At 32.4% G+C, this 15,929-nt stretch carries 11 protein-coding genes; 7 read left to right on the top strand and 4 right to left on the bottom strand.

The features are described 5' to 3' along the window. Complete coding sequence (locus H6622_17465; protein MCB9063318.1) at window positions 1-2,868, top strand: hypothetical protein; 2,868 nt, start codon at window positions 1-3, stop codon at window positions 2,866-2,868. Between the two features lie 31 nt (window positions 2,869-2,899). Here H6622_17465 and H6622_17460 read toward each other — a convergent pair whose 3' ends face one another. Beyond that, the gene (locus tag H6622_17460) at window positions 2,900-3,415 is read right to left on the bottom strand and encodes a hypothetical protein (protein MCB9063317.1); all 516 of its coding nucleotides are present in this window, start codon (window positions 3,413-3,415) and stop codon (window positions 2,900-2,902) included. 123 nt (window positions 3,416-3,538) lie between these two features. Then, entirely contained in the window at window positions 3,539-5,245 is a 1,707-nt protein-coding gene (locus tag H6622_17455; protein ID MCB9063316.1) for a hypothetical protein, read from the bottom strand. A 240-nt stretch (window positions 5,246-5,485) separates the two neighbouring features. Here H6622_17455 and H6622_17450 point away from each other — a divergent pair, with 240 nt between their 5' ends. The 6 genes from H6622_17450 to H6622_17425 are packed head-to-tail and all read left to right on the top strand — an operon-like array spanning window position 5,486 to window position 12,585. After that, window positions 5,486-6,412, top strand: a complete 927-nt coding sequence (locus H6622_17450) for a GGDEF domain-containing protein (GenBank protein MCB9063315.1) — start codon at window positions 5,486-5,488, stop codon at window positions 6,410-6,412. Window positions 6,413-6,453: 41 nt separating this feature from the next. Then, complete coding sequence (gene mutL / locus H6622_17445) at window positions 6,454-8,100, top strand: DNA mismatch repair endonuclease MutL (GenBank protein ID MCB9063314.1); 1,647 nt, start codon at window positions 6,454-6,456, stop codon at window positions 8,098-8,100. Continuing rightward, window positions 8,097-9,083, top strand: a complete 987-nt coding sequence (gene miaA, locus H6622_17440) for a tRNA (adenosine(37)-N6)-dimethylallyltransferase MiaA (protein ID MCB9063313.1) — start codon at window positions 8,097-8,099, stop codon at window positions 9,081-9,083. Before mutL ends, miaA begins: the two co-directional genes overlap by 4 nt. 56 nt (window positions 9,084-9,139) lie before the next feature. Further along, complete coding sequence (locus tag H6622_17435) at window positions 9,140-9,994, top strand: kinase/pyrophosphorylase (protein ID MCB9063312.1); 855 nt, start codon at window positions 9,140-9,142, stop codon at window positions 9,992-9,994. Next, the gene (locus H6622_17430) at window positions 9,994-11,331 is read left to right on the top strand and encodes a magnesium transporter (protein ID MCB9063311.1); all 1,338 of its coding nucleotides are present in this window, start codon (window positions 9,994-9,996) and stop codon (window positions 11,329-11,331) included. Before H6622_17435 ends, H6622_17430 begins: the two co-directional genes overlap by 1 nt. Window positions 11,332-11,340: 9 nt before the next feature. Beyond that, the gene (locus tag H6622_17425) at window positions 11,341-12,585 is read left to right on the top strand and encodes an Nramp family divalent metal transporter (protein ID MCB9063310.1); all 1,245 of its coding nucleotides are present in this window, start codon (window positions 11,341-11,343) and stop codon (window positions 12,583-12,585) included. Here H6622_17425 and H6622_17420 read toward each other — a convergent pair whose 3' ends face one another. Then, a complete protein-coding gene (locus tag H6622_17420; GenBank protein ID MCB9063309.1) occupies window positions 12,586-13,842 on the bottom strand; it encodes a HAMP domain-containing histidine kinase in 1,257 nt (418 codons plus the stop codon). 11 nt (window positions 13,843-13,853) lie between these two features. Continuing rightward, on the bottom strand, window positions 13,854-15,896 hold the full coding sequence (locus H6622_17415; protein ID MCB9063308.1) for a serine/threonine protein kinase: 2,043 nt from the start codon (window positions 15,894-15,896) through the stop codon (window positions 13,854-13,856). Window positions 15,897-15,929: the final 33 nt, after the last annotated feature.

The following is a 15,929-nucleotide window of genomic DNA, read 5'->3' as shown; positions in this document are numbered from 1 at the left end:
ATGAATTTATCTATTTTTTTAGTACATGTATTTTCTTTGATTTCCCTTTGTGTTTATTCAGCAGATGAAGACTCAATCAAAAACGATCAAGTTGTTATCAAGGCAAAACTAGCAGACTCAGATGATTATTATTCTCTTAAAGAAACTCTTCTACAAGTTTTAAAAAATAACTTCATTGCAATATCTGATCCATCACAACTTAAAAAGACAAAAAATTATCAAGGACTCTTGAATTTGGAATTAGGTGGAATTGATCCAAATGGAATACCTGGAGTTTCTGTTGGAAGTCTTTCAAGTTTAGCAGATTTAATGGCCCAAGGTTTTTATCCTCCTGAACTCATAAGCAAAACAATAAATGGACTAAAATCAGTTAAGAAGATTGATACAGACTATCCCTACCAAATTATATTGAATAAAATTATCGATACATTGAACCATTTTTCAAAAAATGAAGAAGATCTCTCTATGCTTGTTTTAGATTATGGACAGATAATTAACCCAACAGAGATTTTTTCAAATCATTCAGTAAACACATTGGAAGGCAGTAAATTTCTTAGAGATGTTGATCCTAATTATGGGTTAGGAGATTTTATTCCTCTTTCGCCCAAATACAGTATATTCTTCGATGAACACAACATTACACAGTTAGATTTTACACCATACACACGATTTTTCTTAGCATTTGACTTTAGATTAGCTCTTCAGGAATCTAATCTTAGCGATTTTTTTAGATGGTCCTCAATTTTTACGGATTCAATATTTATTGAAGATTGGGTAAAAGCTAATGAGATTTTAATTTCATCTGGAGAAAAAGCTGATGAAATATTCCAAAAATATGTGACAAAATGTGAGATCAATGGTTGGAAAATTGATTACCACTTCTATATGTTTATGACGATTGGTAAAAGTTTTATTGCAGATTTGATGAGCACTGCGATTTTGGCCTTAAATAATAAGGAACAATTGTCTATGTTCAAAAAAAGTATTCCAAAAAAGCTACTTACAGCAGATTTTATTGCCCAACAAATGGTAAATGAATACAGCATGACAAGTATTAAGGCACTAAAGAGCATTGGTGTTGATCTCTCTAAATTGGAGTCTCAAGAATTAATCAATAAAAACAATATCTTCAATATTTTAGTTAATTTTTCTAACATCATGGAATCACAAATTAAGAAGGTTAATAAACTTGGAAATAACATAGGAACACGTTTAAATAAATCTAAAACACTTCAACTCCTAGATGCGAAATTTTCCAAAAAGGTTTTCAATATCCCCAATTTCAAATCTCCTTCAAATGAAAATCTTTTGAAATTCACCATGAATGAATTACCTAAAATTGTCATGTCTTACAAAAATGAAAATGATGTTTGGCCAAATGCTTTTGTTGGAATGTTTGCATACAAACTTTCTCATTCTTATCAAGACCATAATTTTAACCTTGATCACTATCTTTGGTTTAGTGATATTGTAAAAAAATTGGATTTAAATATTTCAGAATTAAATTCAACTATCTACGAAGTCGAAACGGCCCTAAAATACTATAAGCTATTCTATGGAATGTTTGAATTGGCCCATAAATCTGGTTATCCAGGATTTGACAATTTTGAGTTAGCAGTTGAAAACTCAGAGTTGCTACCCAAATTATATAACTTACTAAAGTTTCCACTGTCTTCAGATGTTTTTAATCAATATGTCATTTCTTTTGAAGAGAAAACATTGGGGTCCGGTTTTTCTAATCCAATGGGAAGTGGAGCTTACAGTAAAGAGGTTTTAAGAAATGTTTTTGGAAACCTTTCACTTCAAAATGGAAATCATCTATTAAATCTCATAGATCAATTACCAATTCATTTTATTAGGAAAACACATCAAGCATTAAAAAAAGATATCAATAAATCGTCTTCTCTTAATAAAGTCTTGGAAGATTCCATCGATGATCTTATTCAATTGGATTATAGTTGGGACTTTTCAATTTTAAATAATTTCCTTGATGAATTATATGCTCTTGAATTAATTTCTACTCAAAAATATGAAGAATGGAAAATACGCATTGATGTTTTAAAAACTCCTCTGGCCAGAGATTTTTTGGCAAGGCCAGAAATTAAAAATAGAAAAGAAGCACTCAATTATTTTACAAATGCCCGTCAAAATCATATTGAAACGAAAGATGTAGTCGTTGATGCTCAAAAACTATTTATACCGGCCCCTTTGAAGACGCCTCCTAGAGATCAAGTGAAAATAACAATTGATGACTCAGCAATAAAGAAAATTTTACTGCAAATTCAAAATGACCCACAGGTATACAAAAAGTATCATGGTTTTATCAATAAATTATCTGACTATGAATATGCATACGATTTAGACACATTAAGTGGAACAATGAAAACAAAAAGTTTTAAGAAGTTTTTTGATGTGAAATATAAAATTGAGCGTATTGGTTTTCATGTATATATTCGGATTTTAGAATTAACACCTTATAAAACGACTCATCTTCGGTTTGCAATTCAAGGAAATAGCAAAAATTCACATAAGGGAGATTCAAAACGTTGTGAGGAGCTCGTCTTATTTACACCACTTACTCCATACAAAGTAAATGAGGACAAAGTTTCATCTTCTCTTTTACGAGGTATTCACCCTGAGTTTGTTGCTCGTTATAATTCATGGAAAAAAACAATTGAAAACTATGGCCCAAAAGGTCTTTCAAAAGGACAACGACATCATAAACTTATAATGACCGGGCCAAATAATGAAATACTCTACTCTTCAAGATTAAGTGAAAAAGGTCGAGTCATTTATGAACTAGACAACAATGACTTTGTAATTACTGTTCACAAAATAGATGTTGATCACTCTTATAGGCTACATTGATTTTTGGGATTCGAATATTTTGGCCTTCAGACTATATTTCTGTTGTCTCAGATTGATCAAAGTTAGCATTAAGCTCTTCAGGGCAGTCTGATTTTCTACAACACATATCAAGAAGATAGGTAGTATTTAAAGCCTCTCTCTCACACGTTACTTCGTCTGCTTGAAGATCCCCATTTTTATCAATGACAAAATCACACAATGGGCCTTCTTTAGTACTCATTTTGTAATAACTGAAAAGATAAGAATAATCGATAAACGGTGTATAGGAATATGGATCAGAAAATGAATAGTTTGTTAAGGGATCAATTGGGTAGTGTTTTAATTGAGACTCTACTCTACTTACTTTATTTTCAGAATCACATGTCAAATTTAAATATTCAACAACGCTTTTTCTAGTGTTATTTTTAATCAATTTAATAATTGTTTCATTTTCAAGCTCGAAAAATTCGTCCCACTTTTTGAGTATTTTGCTCTCAATAGATCCTGATGCAAAAGCGTTTTGTAGTAGAATAACTAAGGTCAAGGCAAGTAAATATATTTTATTCATAGTTCCCTCACATATACGCCTTGTTTCTAATACAATAATTCGATGTTTACAATCATCAGGTAATTTTTATCAGTTCTGTAGAACTTCTTTTAGGAAAAATTCAGACCTATAAACATACATTTTTTAATGGGCCCCAATATTCCAATTCGTACCCCTAGGTGAACCTGAAATATCACGAAAAAAAGGAAAGCTTACAACTCCTGATAGATTTGTTCCACCTTCTGTTGCAATTGTATCAGCTGAATCAAGCGAATAATCATGATTTAATTTATCTAAAAATAAAACAGTACCTGTTTGAGGATTAGTTCCAGGTGGTGTGGAGATATCAGAAATATTATAAGAACTACCAGACAAAAAAGTACCCGTAAAATCTGTAACTGAATCTTGTACAATATTATTTATTACTGTACTTCCATTATTAGTTGCATTTATCCCAACCCAGTTATTTATAAGTGTATTATTATAGATATGTTCTTGAGAATATGTTGTTCTTATCCCTGTACCATTTCCATCATCTCTGTAGAAATCATAGATTATATTATTATAAACATACCATATAGAAGCTGAAGCCCCCTCAATATTTATACCTATAGGTTTTCCTGTGCTAACAGAAGTAACAGAGGCCGCTTGGGAGTTTCTAATAATATTATCTCTAATATGAATTATTCCTGATAATGGTGTTCCCCAAATTGCAGTAGGTGAATAACCAGTTGAACATTGATAGGAATCAATTTGCATTCCCTCTAAATGTACAAATTTATCTCTAATTTTAAGGCCATAATCACAATATGTACTCCTAATTTGATAGGCCTGTTCACTCCACTTTCCTGCATGCCTTTGGGAACTGTAAACATCTAGAGAAGAAAAAGGTGTATAAAATCTCAAATAATGAGAACTATCCGTAGTCCAACCTTCTATAACTGTTCTATCTTGAATTTCGTTGGAGTCAGCGTAAAGTGCAACATTCCAGACAACATCAGCACTTACCAGATCCTCACCCTGAGAGTGTGTATCAAAATCAACTAGATCTGTATCGATTCCAGTGTTTTCTATTCCGGCATCCGCATTACTAAAACTAGTGTATGCTCTAAAAATCGACCATGTTAGAACTCCTGAAATATTACTTAAAGATTGACCTGTAATTGATTTTACAGCAAAAGAAGATTTACTAAATCTACCATAGATCACCGCAAGTTTGTCTGAAGTATCAATTATAGTATTTGAATCAAAATCATATTGAATAATATCTCCAATTCCAACATTCGTTGATATATCTTCTGAAAAAGTTATTACATTATCTACAATATCAAAATCAATTGTAGAATTATCTGTTTGTAGAGCTGATGTGGAATTAAAACCCATTGATCTATAAACTGGATTGGATGGAAATATGTCAAATTCATGAGAAGATATACTTGATAGTCCAGTGCTAGAAGCAGTTACTTTGTACGAAAAACCGGCAGTATCAAGCATAATATCATTAAATGAAGCGACCCCATTTATAACTACTTGAGTGAGAGTTCCTTGAAGAGTTGCATTTCCTAAACTTGGGTCATATGTCTGATCTATTGAAAGAGTAATTTGACCATTGTAATCGGACACTTTGTTTCCATTTTGATTGACAACTTCCACGATAATTGTTGGAGAAATCACTGTATTCATTTTTGAATGGATTGGAAAATTAACAAATTTGAGATAATACTGATCGTTGCTAACAATTGTATCATCACTATTTGAAACCGAACTAACTTCGATTTTTCCTTTTCCACATGATACAAAAATCAAAGTCAAACTTAAAATTAAAATTAAATGAGTATAAATTAAGCTCATGCTTTGATTCTACTATATTGTTGATAGAAGCGTGAATTCGAATAGTTAGATAGTCCTTTTCTCCATTAAGTAATCAGAATTTCGTCCTAAATTTTTGCCAGTTTATCGTTGTCATACATTAAAAAGTATTTAAATCAAGTACTTTACTTTGGTGCCTCCTGATAAGATGCCCTATTGAAATTAAAATTTCCTAAGGATAAAATTAATGTACATTCTAAATGGTGTTCAGAAGGAAATTGAATGAACGAAAAAAACAAAACCCGTCCAGAAGACTCGACAATTATCTTAACCGATATAAAATCAGCACTAAGTACAGCTGAAAGAGAAGCTGAAGAAAAACCCGCTGCCCTTCTAATCGTTGGGGGAGATTTAAATGGAACAATGTTTGACTTAGTTGATCCAGAAATAAGTGTAGGCAGAAGTGCAAACACGACAATCCCTTTAGAGTTTCAGGGAGTTTCAAGAAAACATCTTGAGCTCATAGAAAATAATGGTGAGTACGTTCTCCAAGATTGTGGTTCAAAAAATGGAACCTACCTCAACAATAAAAAAGTTGAGCAGGCCATTAAACTTGGCAGGGGAGATATAATTAAAATTGGTAGTATCGCGATGAAATACCTCCCTAAGGGTGATCCTGAAAGACTGACATATGATAAGCTGAATATGGAAGCTAATACTGATGGTCTGACAAAATGTTTTAATAAAGGTTATTTTGACAATGCAATAACACTTGAAGTTAAAAAGTCAAAAGTAACAGGAGACCCTCTTTCTCTTATTTTGTTTGATATAGATTTCTTTAAAAAACTTAATGACAATTACGGACATGACGCAGGAGACTTTGTGCTAGCTGAATTAGCAAATGTCATACGAAGCAACGCTGTGAGAAATATGGACGTTTTCGCCCGCTGGGGAGGTGAAGAATTTGTCATTCTTTTACCGAAAACAAACTTAAAGCAATCCTTTGAAATCGCTGAACGTCTTAGAAAAGTCGTTGAAGAATATGAGTTTGTTTACAAAGATGAAAGACTTCCGGTAACACTCTCAATTGGTGTCTCAGATTATAGAAAAGGTGTGCTCACTGGAAAAGATTTATTTATTCGGGCCGATAAGTCTGTTTATAAATCAAAGCAAAATGGACGTAACCAAGTTAATTTTTACCGAGAATAGTAAGAAAAGACTTTTTTATTTCATCGTGGTAGACCTCTACCATGGAATATGGCCAAGTACATACTACAACAAAAATGCGAATTGAACTTCTGCCAGAGCATCTTATTGATCAAATTAAGGCCGGAGAGGTCATTGAAAGACCATCAGCGTTATTAAAAGAAATTATCGAGAACTCTGTCGACTCAGGAGCTTCTTTTATTAATATTCACATAATTAATAACGGAATGGATCTTATTTCAATTATTGATGATGGATGTGGTATGTCTTTTGAAGAACTTCCCTATGCCTTTTGCAGGCACGCTACATCAAAAATAAAAAATTTCGAAGATCTTTATCATTTAAATACATTTGGTTTTCGTGGAGAGGCCTTAGCAAGTATTGCCAGTATTTCGAGAATTACTTGTTCAAGTTATCCAAAAAATGGAACCGGAGGAAAGATCATTATTCATGGGGGTCAAACTCTTTCACATGTTAAACTGAGTGGTTCTGGTCAGGGCACTTCTTTATTTATCAAAGATCTCTTTTACAATACCCCTGCAAGGCTAAAGTTTAATAAATCACAGGCAGCAGAAAAAAACGCAATTCTTAAAATACTTCAAAGTTTTTTGCTCGTTAGACCAAATATTAAATTTTCGATTAGTTGGGATGAGAAAGATAAAGAAATTTTTACTCCGGTAGAAGTATCTCAGTGGAAAAAAAGAGTATTTAAGGTGTTTAGTATAAGTAAACAACTTGAGGATATTGTTGAAATAGATCAAGAATATCGTGAATATCAAGTTAAAGTTTTTTTTACTAAAAATGCAACTAAAGGAAATTCAAAAAAAATACAATTTCTATTTGTGAACAATCGCTACTTTATAGATAAATCTCTACATCAAATGATTGTTGGAAACTTATCTGAAATCTGGGGACCAGGTGTGAGTGGTGAGTATTGCATTTTTATTAATTCTCCAAAAGATCAATTGGATGTCAACGTTCACCCAAATAAGATCCATGTGAAATTCACTGATTACGGTCTCGTTTATCAGTTGATTTCTACAACCTTGAAGAAAAATATTCGAGTTAATCCAAATCCAGCACCAAGTGTTAAGAATGAAAGTTTTCAAGAAAAAATTCAGTTGGATGAAAACATTCAATTGGCAGAACAAATCGATTTGCTCAATGATAAATTTTTTAAAAATACAACCATTAAAGAACAGATTGATATTATTAAGATAGGTGAGCATTATGTATTGTATAAAGAAAAATATTTAATCTCACTTCAGAACCTTATCGAACATCAATTACACAATATATTTTCTGTTGATGAAATAGCTGATGAAAATATAGTTCCCCTGCTTATAAGTGCCCCACTGAAATTAATGTTAAAGAATACGAAAGAGATCCTACCATGGATAGAAAAAAAAGGTCTTGAAATTGATCAACTTTCAAATTCTCTTTATGCTTTGCGAACTGTACCTAAGGGACTTGAAACATTAGATATCGATAATTTTCTTGTCACTCTTCTTCTTGAAATAGATAAAAATCCTTTGGCCAATATTTCCAAGATTAAAACTATTATAAAAAAAATTAAGGCCACTTTTCCTAAAAATTTTTCTCTTACTAAGGACTTACTTGACCAGGCATTAAATTTAAGCGAGTGTACAATCCTTTTAGATGATGAGCTTTTAGGAACTCTTTTTAAATGAACTGTATTATTAATATCTTTGGCCCAACTTGTTCAGGAAAAACGACCTTTTCTATTCAATTGGCCAAATTTTTTCATCTTCAGCAAGTTAAAAGTGAGATCATTAATTTCGATTCACTTTTGTTTTACAAGGAACCTTCTATTTCTACTGCTAGGCCAAGCGATAAAGAAAAAGAAGGTATATCTCATCACCTTATGGGTGTTGTTGAAATTGATAGTGATTTTAACTCATCAGATTTCGTAGAATTGGCAAAAAAAAAGATTGCTGAATTACATTCGAAAGGAATAGTCCCAATATTAGTTGGTGGAAGCGGGTTCTATCTACGCTCCCTGATTAAAGGAATGTATGAAACTCCAACCACACCAAAAGAAATTTCTCAAAAAGTTGAACAAACCTACAAAGAAGAAGGAATTGAACCCTTTATCAATATTCTCAAAATAAATGATCCCGATTCTTTAAATCAGCTTCATCCTAATGATCATTACAGACTTTTGCGAGCTGTAGAATACTTCTGGGTTTCAGGTAAAAAAATATCAGACCAAAAAAATCAATTTGATAAAAATTCCCCATACGATTTTTCTACACCGGCCAATAAGCAATGGAATTTTTTGAATATCTATTTATGCCCCAACAAACACAAACATTGGCAAATGATAAAAGACAGAATTAATCAAATGCATAAAGATGGATTAATTGATGAAATTTCTCAAATAATTAATAAAATTAATGCAAGTTCTTGTCGCCCCCTAAAAAGTATAGGCCCTAAAGAAACAATAGATTTTCTTCAAGGTAAAATAAAAACAATCGAAGAACTCAATGAACTAATCTATATTCATACTAGGCAATTGGCCAAGTCTCAGAAAACATTTTTCAATAAAATAACCCCCAAAATAACGCTTGACCCCTGTGACAATTCATTAGTTTTCACCGATTATTACGCTTTGATATTAAAAAGAATAACAGATACACAAAGTGTCAAATAGCTTATAGATTTACCGATAAGTAGCTTACTAAGGTTAATTTATTGTAAAGGTCTTATATGTCAGCACCACGTAAAAATATTCGTATTGTCGTCATCTCTGATGGAACTGGAGAAACAGCAACAAGTATGACCAGAGCAGCACTTGCACAGTTCAAAGACCGAGATGCTTTTTTTACCAGGTTTAAAAATGTGAGGAGCATTGAACAGATTGATAGTATTTTCACAGAAGTTGCAATTGGTCATGACCTTGTTGTGTATACCATTGTCGATAGTGAACTGAGAGAATACGTGGTTAATATTGCAAGAATCAAACATATACGAATCCTTGACTTACTAGGTCCAATATTAACCCAACTCTCGAATGTATTTGAACAATCTCCTCTGTCTGTCCCTGGTCTACTTCATGAAGTCAATGATGAATATTTTAAACGTGTTGAGGCCATGGAGTTTACTTTAAATCATGATGATGGAAGAAATTTAGAGTCACTTCATTTAGCTGATGTTGTATTAGTTGGGATTTCAAGAACCTCAAAAACACCATTGTCAGTTTACTTATCACAGCATGGACTTAAAGTCGTCAATATTCCCTTAGTTCCTGGAGTGAGACCAAATGAAGACTTATGGAAGATAGATCAACGAAAAATAATGGCACTAACCATTGATCCTCAATCACTTAAAGAAATTAGAGAAAATAGACTTTCTAATCTTGGTTCAAATATTAAGGGCGATTATGCTGAGCTAGCAAAAATTGTTGAAGAAGTTGAGTGGGCCAATGATTTATTCAAAGAAAATAAGCGCTGGGCCGTCTTCAATGTAACAAATAGGGCCATTGAAGAGACTGCTGCTGAAGTTTTGAAATTGATAAACATGAGAAAAAACAATATTTTTAAACAGAGTAAAAGAAATATATAATGAGCATTTTCAGTAAATTTACAGATTCAGTTATCCATTTTTCAAATCTAATAGGAATACCTATTTTTAATGAAGATGGTAAAAGATATGGTCAACTAAAAGACTTGTTTGTTGATTATGGTGAAGTCTATCCAATGGTGCTAGGATTGCTTTATATCCAAAATCAACAATTTTTTTATGTAACTTGGGACCAGGTCGTAGAATTTTCACCTAAAAAAATCATTATCAAGAAAAATTCTGAAATTAGAAGAAGTAGAACATTTACTAAAACTATAGATAAAATGAATTTTAAAAATATCCTTGGAGGGCAAAGTGCTGGGGAGACAATCGAGTATCCTCCTGTGGGAAAAGTTGTACTGGATAAGCAAATTGTTGATACTTCTGGAAAAAAAGTTATCAGAGTAAATGATATTCAACTCATAAAAATTGGACAATTTTTAAGAATTACACACGCAGAAGTTGGTCTAAGGAGTATGGTTAGAAGATTGGAGCTAGAGAAATTTGTTGACTTTATAGTTAAAATCTTTGCCCCAAAATCAAATTATCTTGTAAGCGATACTTTAATAAGCTGGAAATTTGTTCACACAATTCCAGATAAATCTTTCAGTAAAAATGTTGAAATAAATTTAAGAGATGAAGATATTCGTCAACTCCACCCTGCTGATATTGCTGATATCTTAGAAGACCTAGATTCAAAGGGAAGACAGCTTATCTTTAAATCATTAAATCCTGAACTTGCAGCGGCCACTCTAACTGAAGTAGAACAAGATATGCAAGCTGGCCTTCTTAAAAATACTAACTCAGAGAAGGCAGCAAAAATCATAGAAAATATGGGAACTGACGAAGCGGCAGATATTCTCGGTGAACTAGAAGAAAAAAGAGTTAAGGAGATCATTTCAAATATTGAAGACACTGAAATACAAGTAGAAATTGCTGAACTTATTGAATACGAAGAGAATTCTGCAGGTGGATTAATGACAACTGAATTCTTTGAAATTTCCCCTGAGAAAACAAGATCACAAATAATCGAAGAAATTCAGGAAAAACACGATGATCTTGAAACAGTCTATGATCTCTATATTGTTGATAAAGACTATAAACTACTTGGAACTTGTACATTAAAAGAACTACTCATTCAAAAACAAGATGTCACAATCTCAGACATTATGAATACTGGTGATATTAAATCTCTTCCTCCACATTCTAATTGGAAAGAGGTGGCCAGTGTTATGAGTAAGTATAACTTAATAAATATTCCAATCGTAAACGAAACTGATGAGCTCTTAGGAATTGTCTCTGTTGATGATGTCCTTCCTTGGCTTCTTAATGAGAGGTAGAGGGTGGAGATTTTTAAAAATAGGCCTCCATTTATAGCAAAATTTATAGTACTTCTTAGTATTGTAGGCCCTGGTCTCATTACTGCTAATATTGACAATGATGCAGGTGGAATTGCGACTTACTCGCTTGCAGGAGCAAACACAGGATATAGACTCCTATGGGTTCTTTTTCCAATAACAATCGCTCTCATAATGGTCCAAGAAATGTCGGCCAGAATGGGTATTGTTTCAGGAAAAGGTTTGGCCGATTTGATACGAGAAAAATATGGCCTTAAAATAACCTTCTACACTTTGTTTTTTCTAATTTTTGCTGATCTAGGCAATACGATGGCAGAATTTGCTGGAATTGCTTCTGCAGGGGAAATATTTGGTGTCTCAAAATATATTTCAGTGCCAATTTCAAGTATATTAGTTTGGCTACTGATTCTAAAAGGTAACTATAAAATTGTTGAGAGAATTTTTCTATTAGGTTGTACTATCTATTTTTCATATATCATTTCAGGATTTATTATTTCTCCAGATTGGCTTGAAATCTCAAAAGCGATCATTGTCCCAAACGTTTCTGATATTAAAATTAGTGACTTCCCAATTATTGTCGGGTTGTTGGGAACAAGCATAACTCCTTGGATGCAGTTTTATATCCAATCTGCTGTTGTTGAAAAAGGTATATCAGTAAAACATTTGTGGCATTCTAAGGTTGATGTTGTTGTAGGTTGTCTTTTCATGTTATCTGTCACCATTTTTATCATTGTTTGTTGTGCGGCCACACTGTTTGAATCTGGAGTTACGATCAAAGATGCCAAAGATGCTGCAATTTCCCTAAGACCTCTGGCCGGAGAATTTTCTTCTCTACTTTTTGGAGTTGGACTTTTCAATGCTTCATTTTTTGCTGCTGCACTACTTCCTCTTGCAACTAGTTATTATGTCTGTGAAGGTATGGGTTGGGAGTCTGGAGTAGATAAAAGTTTTAAAGAAGCTCCGAACTTTTTTACTATTTTTACTTCTCTCATCGTCATTAGTGCAATACTTGTACTTCTTCCCAACATCAATTTATTCAAAGTTCTGATCTGGTCTCAAGTTGTAAATGGGATTCTTATACCACTCATTTTAATATATATTGTTAACTTGTGTAATGATCCAGACATTATGGGAACATACACAAACTCAAAAACATATAATATTATTAGTTATGGTATTATTTTTCTAATGATTGTTGTGAATTTATTATTGATTTATTTTGAATTCTTCAATTAACTATGCCGCAATTTTTTGATTTCGATAGACACTAAATAATATTTTCATGGTTGTTCCATGAGTCTGTGGGTTCTCTTCTTTTGGCCTAGAATCAACCTCAAGGTTTCCACCCATTTCTTGAAGATAAGACTTAACAAGTCCCATACCATAACCTGTTCCCGCCTCGCCACTTGTCCCTTTTCTAGAAGTTTTATATCCTACATCAAAAAGATTTTCCTGGATATCTTTAGGCATCCCTATTCCATGATCAATAACGCTTACTGAAACAATATCTTCTTCATGCTCTATTATGACATTAATCTGAGTGTTAGGATAAGAAAATTTAATCGCATTGGTAAGTAAATTGTAAAAGACTTGATTTTTTAATATTTGCTTATTTCCAAATATTTCTGTGACAATCTTTTCACCAGATAATTTTATATCAATATTTTTTTCCTTGGCCTTATCTTCAAGCATGAATATGACTTCTTCCAAACACATTTCCAAATTAACAACTTCCATTTCTAATCGAATTTTTCCGTCTTCAATGGCCTTATTAATACGTACATGTTCAAGTAATTCATCCATTGTTTCAAGTGAAGTTGTACATTTATGCACAATTTTTGGATCTAAGTTTGTTGAACTAAATATTTTCTTGCAATATGATTTAAGTATCATTAGAGGAGATGCTAAGTCGTGAACAAGTACCCTTAGTAGTGTATCTATTTGATCATTTTTATCTCTAATTTTCTTTTGCGAATTACTTATTATTTTAAGGTATGATCTCACTACCAAATAAACAAAACAAGAAAAGAGTACAAGATTTCTGACTTTCTCTTGTTGATAAAACTCTAAAGTATTAATAAAAGAAGCAGTTTCTCGATATGGCTCTATTAAATAAAGAAAAAGCATACTAGACAAAGAAAGAATAAATGAAGGCATTGTATATTTACGTCCAAGTAAAGTGCCGTGAAAAACAGGAATGGCCGTTATCCAAAAGGCCCCGGGTGAATTTAATGAACCTGCCGCATAAAGCAAAATCATTAAAGTGAGGTAGGCCGTCAAAGAAATAATACCTGTTGCAACTTTAAGGCTTACTTTCTTTGCAATGTACAACGTTACAATATTAAGAATATTTAATGCTATCAAATATGGAATATAGACTTCAACATGGTAGGTATACTTATACAAATAGATGTAATAACTGATAAATCCTACAACGATAAGAACAGTTCTTAAAAAGACTTTTAACTTAGTATTTTCAATTTCAGAATTCATAACAGTTTTCATCATTTATAAATTACTTCACACATATCTATGAGTTCATTTTCACTTTTTGGTATTATTTCAATTTCTTGATCGGGTCTTTTACTATCCTCTCCGATCAGAATAACTCGAAATGGACTTGCGATGTTTCGTCCATCTTTAAGCAATGGTATTGCAATCCCCTTTTTGTCTCTTATTGGGAGTTCAATACTTCGCGTTTCACCAAATACTTCAAACATCATCTTACCCTTAAAACAATTCCTTGCTGTTTTCAAAAAAGCATAACTTTGTGGAGGCATGTCAGGTAACTGAATTCTAATATTTGAGTTTCCTTCGCTAAAAGATTGAAGATGATACACAAAATGCTTTCTCCCCTTTTGCTCCACTCTTATGAAAATATTATCTGAATAAGGATATGAAAACGTCCCTAATGAATTAACTTTTACTTTCTCATCATTAACATAAACTTTATGTTTTAGTGTATCAAATCCCTTAAGTGTGATTTTCCCTAATTTTACTTTGGGTGTTTCATTTTTTATTTCGTTATTCTTTGGAGAAGTCTCTTGAGTCAGATTTTGTTGTTCAGTTTGAGGCTTTTTATCACTCAACTCAGGAACTTTTTTAAATGCAGGAATTACAACAAATATTGCGATGACGGCAAGCAAAGCTACAATAACCCCACTTTTTATAAATCTATTTCCTAAAAGAGAATTATTTGAATTTGTTATTGTCTTTGGCCCATTTGGAAGATTTGAATCCTGAATTTTATTTATTTTAATTTCACCATTTTTAATAACAGAATTAGTTTTTCTACCTTTATTTATACTTGCACCTGTTTTTGTTTTATCTAACTTAATCCTCTGGTTATTTTCTTCTTCAACTTGTTCAGATTTTTTTTCCTCTTTGTCAGACTTTATTTTGCTTTTCACTGCATTATCAAAACCAAAATCGAAAACATGTGCTTGTTTTATTTTTGAAGCATTAGTAATACTTATCGCACTTTTTTCTCCCCCAATCGATTCTGGAGTTTCATATTTTGCTTCAGCGATATAACTAGATACGTCTATTTTACCAAATTCAAAGAGCCTTTTTCTATCTTCTTCAATATCCTTTTTAAAAAGACCTTTTGCAAAATAACTTAAATCAGTTGGATTAAATGTTGGATAATTTTTATATAAAAACTCAACTAAAGCTCTGTTTAATTGATCTAAATTTGCATATCTTTTATTTCGATCTTTACTTAAGGCCTTCAGAACTATTTCATCGAGTTCCTTTGGAACAATTGGATTTATAGAAGAAGGACGAGGCACTTTACAGCTTTGCACTTCTTTTAAGACAGCAATCTCATTCGGGGCCTTAAAGAGTTTACGACTACAGAGCATCTCCCATAGTGTATTTCCAACTGCAAACTGATCATATCGATGATCTAATTTTAGGCCTTCGAGATATTCAGGGGCCAAATAGGACAATTTTCCTTTTATTGTTCCCGCCTTTGTTGAATCTTCATTAGAATCAACTTTAGCGATCCCGAAATCTATGACCTTTACTGCCCCATCATAGGTTAACATTATATTATGAGGTGAAATATCTCTATGAATGATATTTGATTTTTGGCCAGAGAGCATATCTGTAAAATTATGTGCATAGTGTAGTCCTTGACAGACCTGAGAGATGATATATACAGAGATTTCAACAGGAAAAACATATTTTTTCTTTTTTAATTTCTCTAGATATTCTTTAAGGTTCTTACCATTTACATATTCCATCGCAGTATAGAGTTGACCTTCATTTAATCCATAATCATAAGTTTGAGCAATGTTAGGATGGATCAACCCAAAAGTTACTTTGATTTCATCCATGAACATTTTTCGAAATGTTTCATCATCACTATAGCGGGCCTGTATCATTTTTATGGCCACAATTTTGTCTACTTGCTCATCAAGATATCTAGCTCGACAAATTTTTGCCATCCCTCCATTTACAAGATGGTCTAAAAGCAAATATTTCCCAAATCGCTTGAGAATAACTTCGCCTTTTTTATCGATGTTGTTCACAATCTTGGCCATAAAACCTTTAACTCCTCAGGTTCTTATCGACAC

The organism is Halobacteriovoraceae bacterium (assembly GCA_020635115.1).
Lineage (GTDB): Bacteria > Bdellovibrionota > Bacteriovoracia > Bacteriovoracales > Bacteriovoracaceae > JACKAK01.
The sequence above is the reverse complement of the archived record's forward strand: the minus strand, read 5'-3'. Positions and strand labels throughout refer to the sequence as shown.

Coding starts and splice junctions, on each gene's coding strand:
- H6622_17465 (MCB9063318.1), top strand. CDS start 1: ATGAATTTATCTATTTTTTTAGTACATGTATTTTCTTTGATTTCCCTT.
- H6622_17460 (MCB9063317.1), bottom strand. CDS start 3,415: ATGAATAAAATATATTTACTTGCCTTGACCTTAGTTATTCTACTACAA.
- H6622_17455 (MCB9063316.1), bottom strand. CDS start 5,245: ATGAGCTTAATTTATACTCATTTAATTTTAATTTTAAGTTTGACTTTG.
- H6622_17450 (MCB9063315.1), top strand. CDS start 5,486: ATGAACGAAAAAAACAAAACCCGTCCAGAAGACTCGACAATTATCTTA.
- mutL (MCB9063314.1), top strand. CDS start 6,454: ATGGAATATGGCCAAGTACATACTACAACAAAAATGCGAATTGAACTT.
- miaA (MCB9063313.1), top strand. CDS start 8,097: ATGAACTGTATTATTAATATCTTTGGCCCAACTTGTTCAGGAAAAACG.
- H6622_17435 (MCB9063312.1), top strand. CDS start 9,140: ATGTCAGCACCACGTAAAAATATTCGTATTGTCGTCATCTCTGATGGA.
- H6622_17430 (MCB9063311.1), top strand. CDS start 9,994: ATGAGCATTTTCAGTAAATTTACAGATTCAGTTATCCATTTTTCAAAT.
- H6622_17420 (MCB9063309.1), bottom strand. CDS start 13,842: ATGAATTCTGAAATTGAAAATACTAAGTTAAAAGTCTTTTTAAGAACT.
- H6622_17415 (MCB9063308.1), bottom strand. CDS start 15,896: ATGGCCAAGATTGTGAACAACATCGATAAAAAAGGCGAAGTTATTCTC.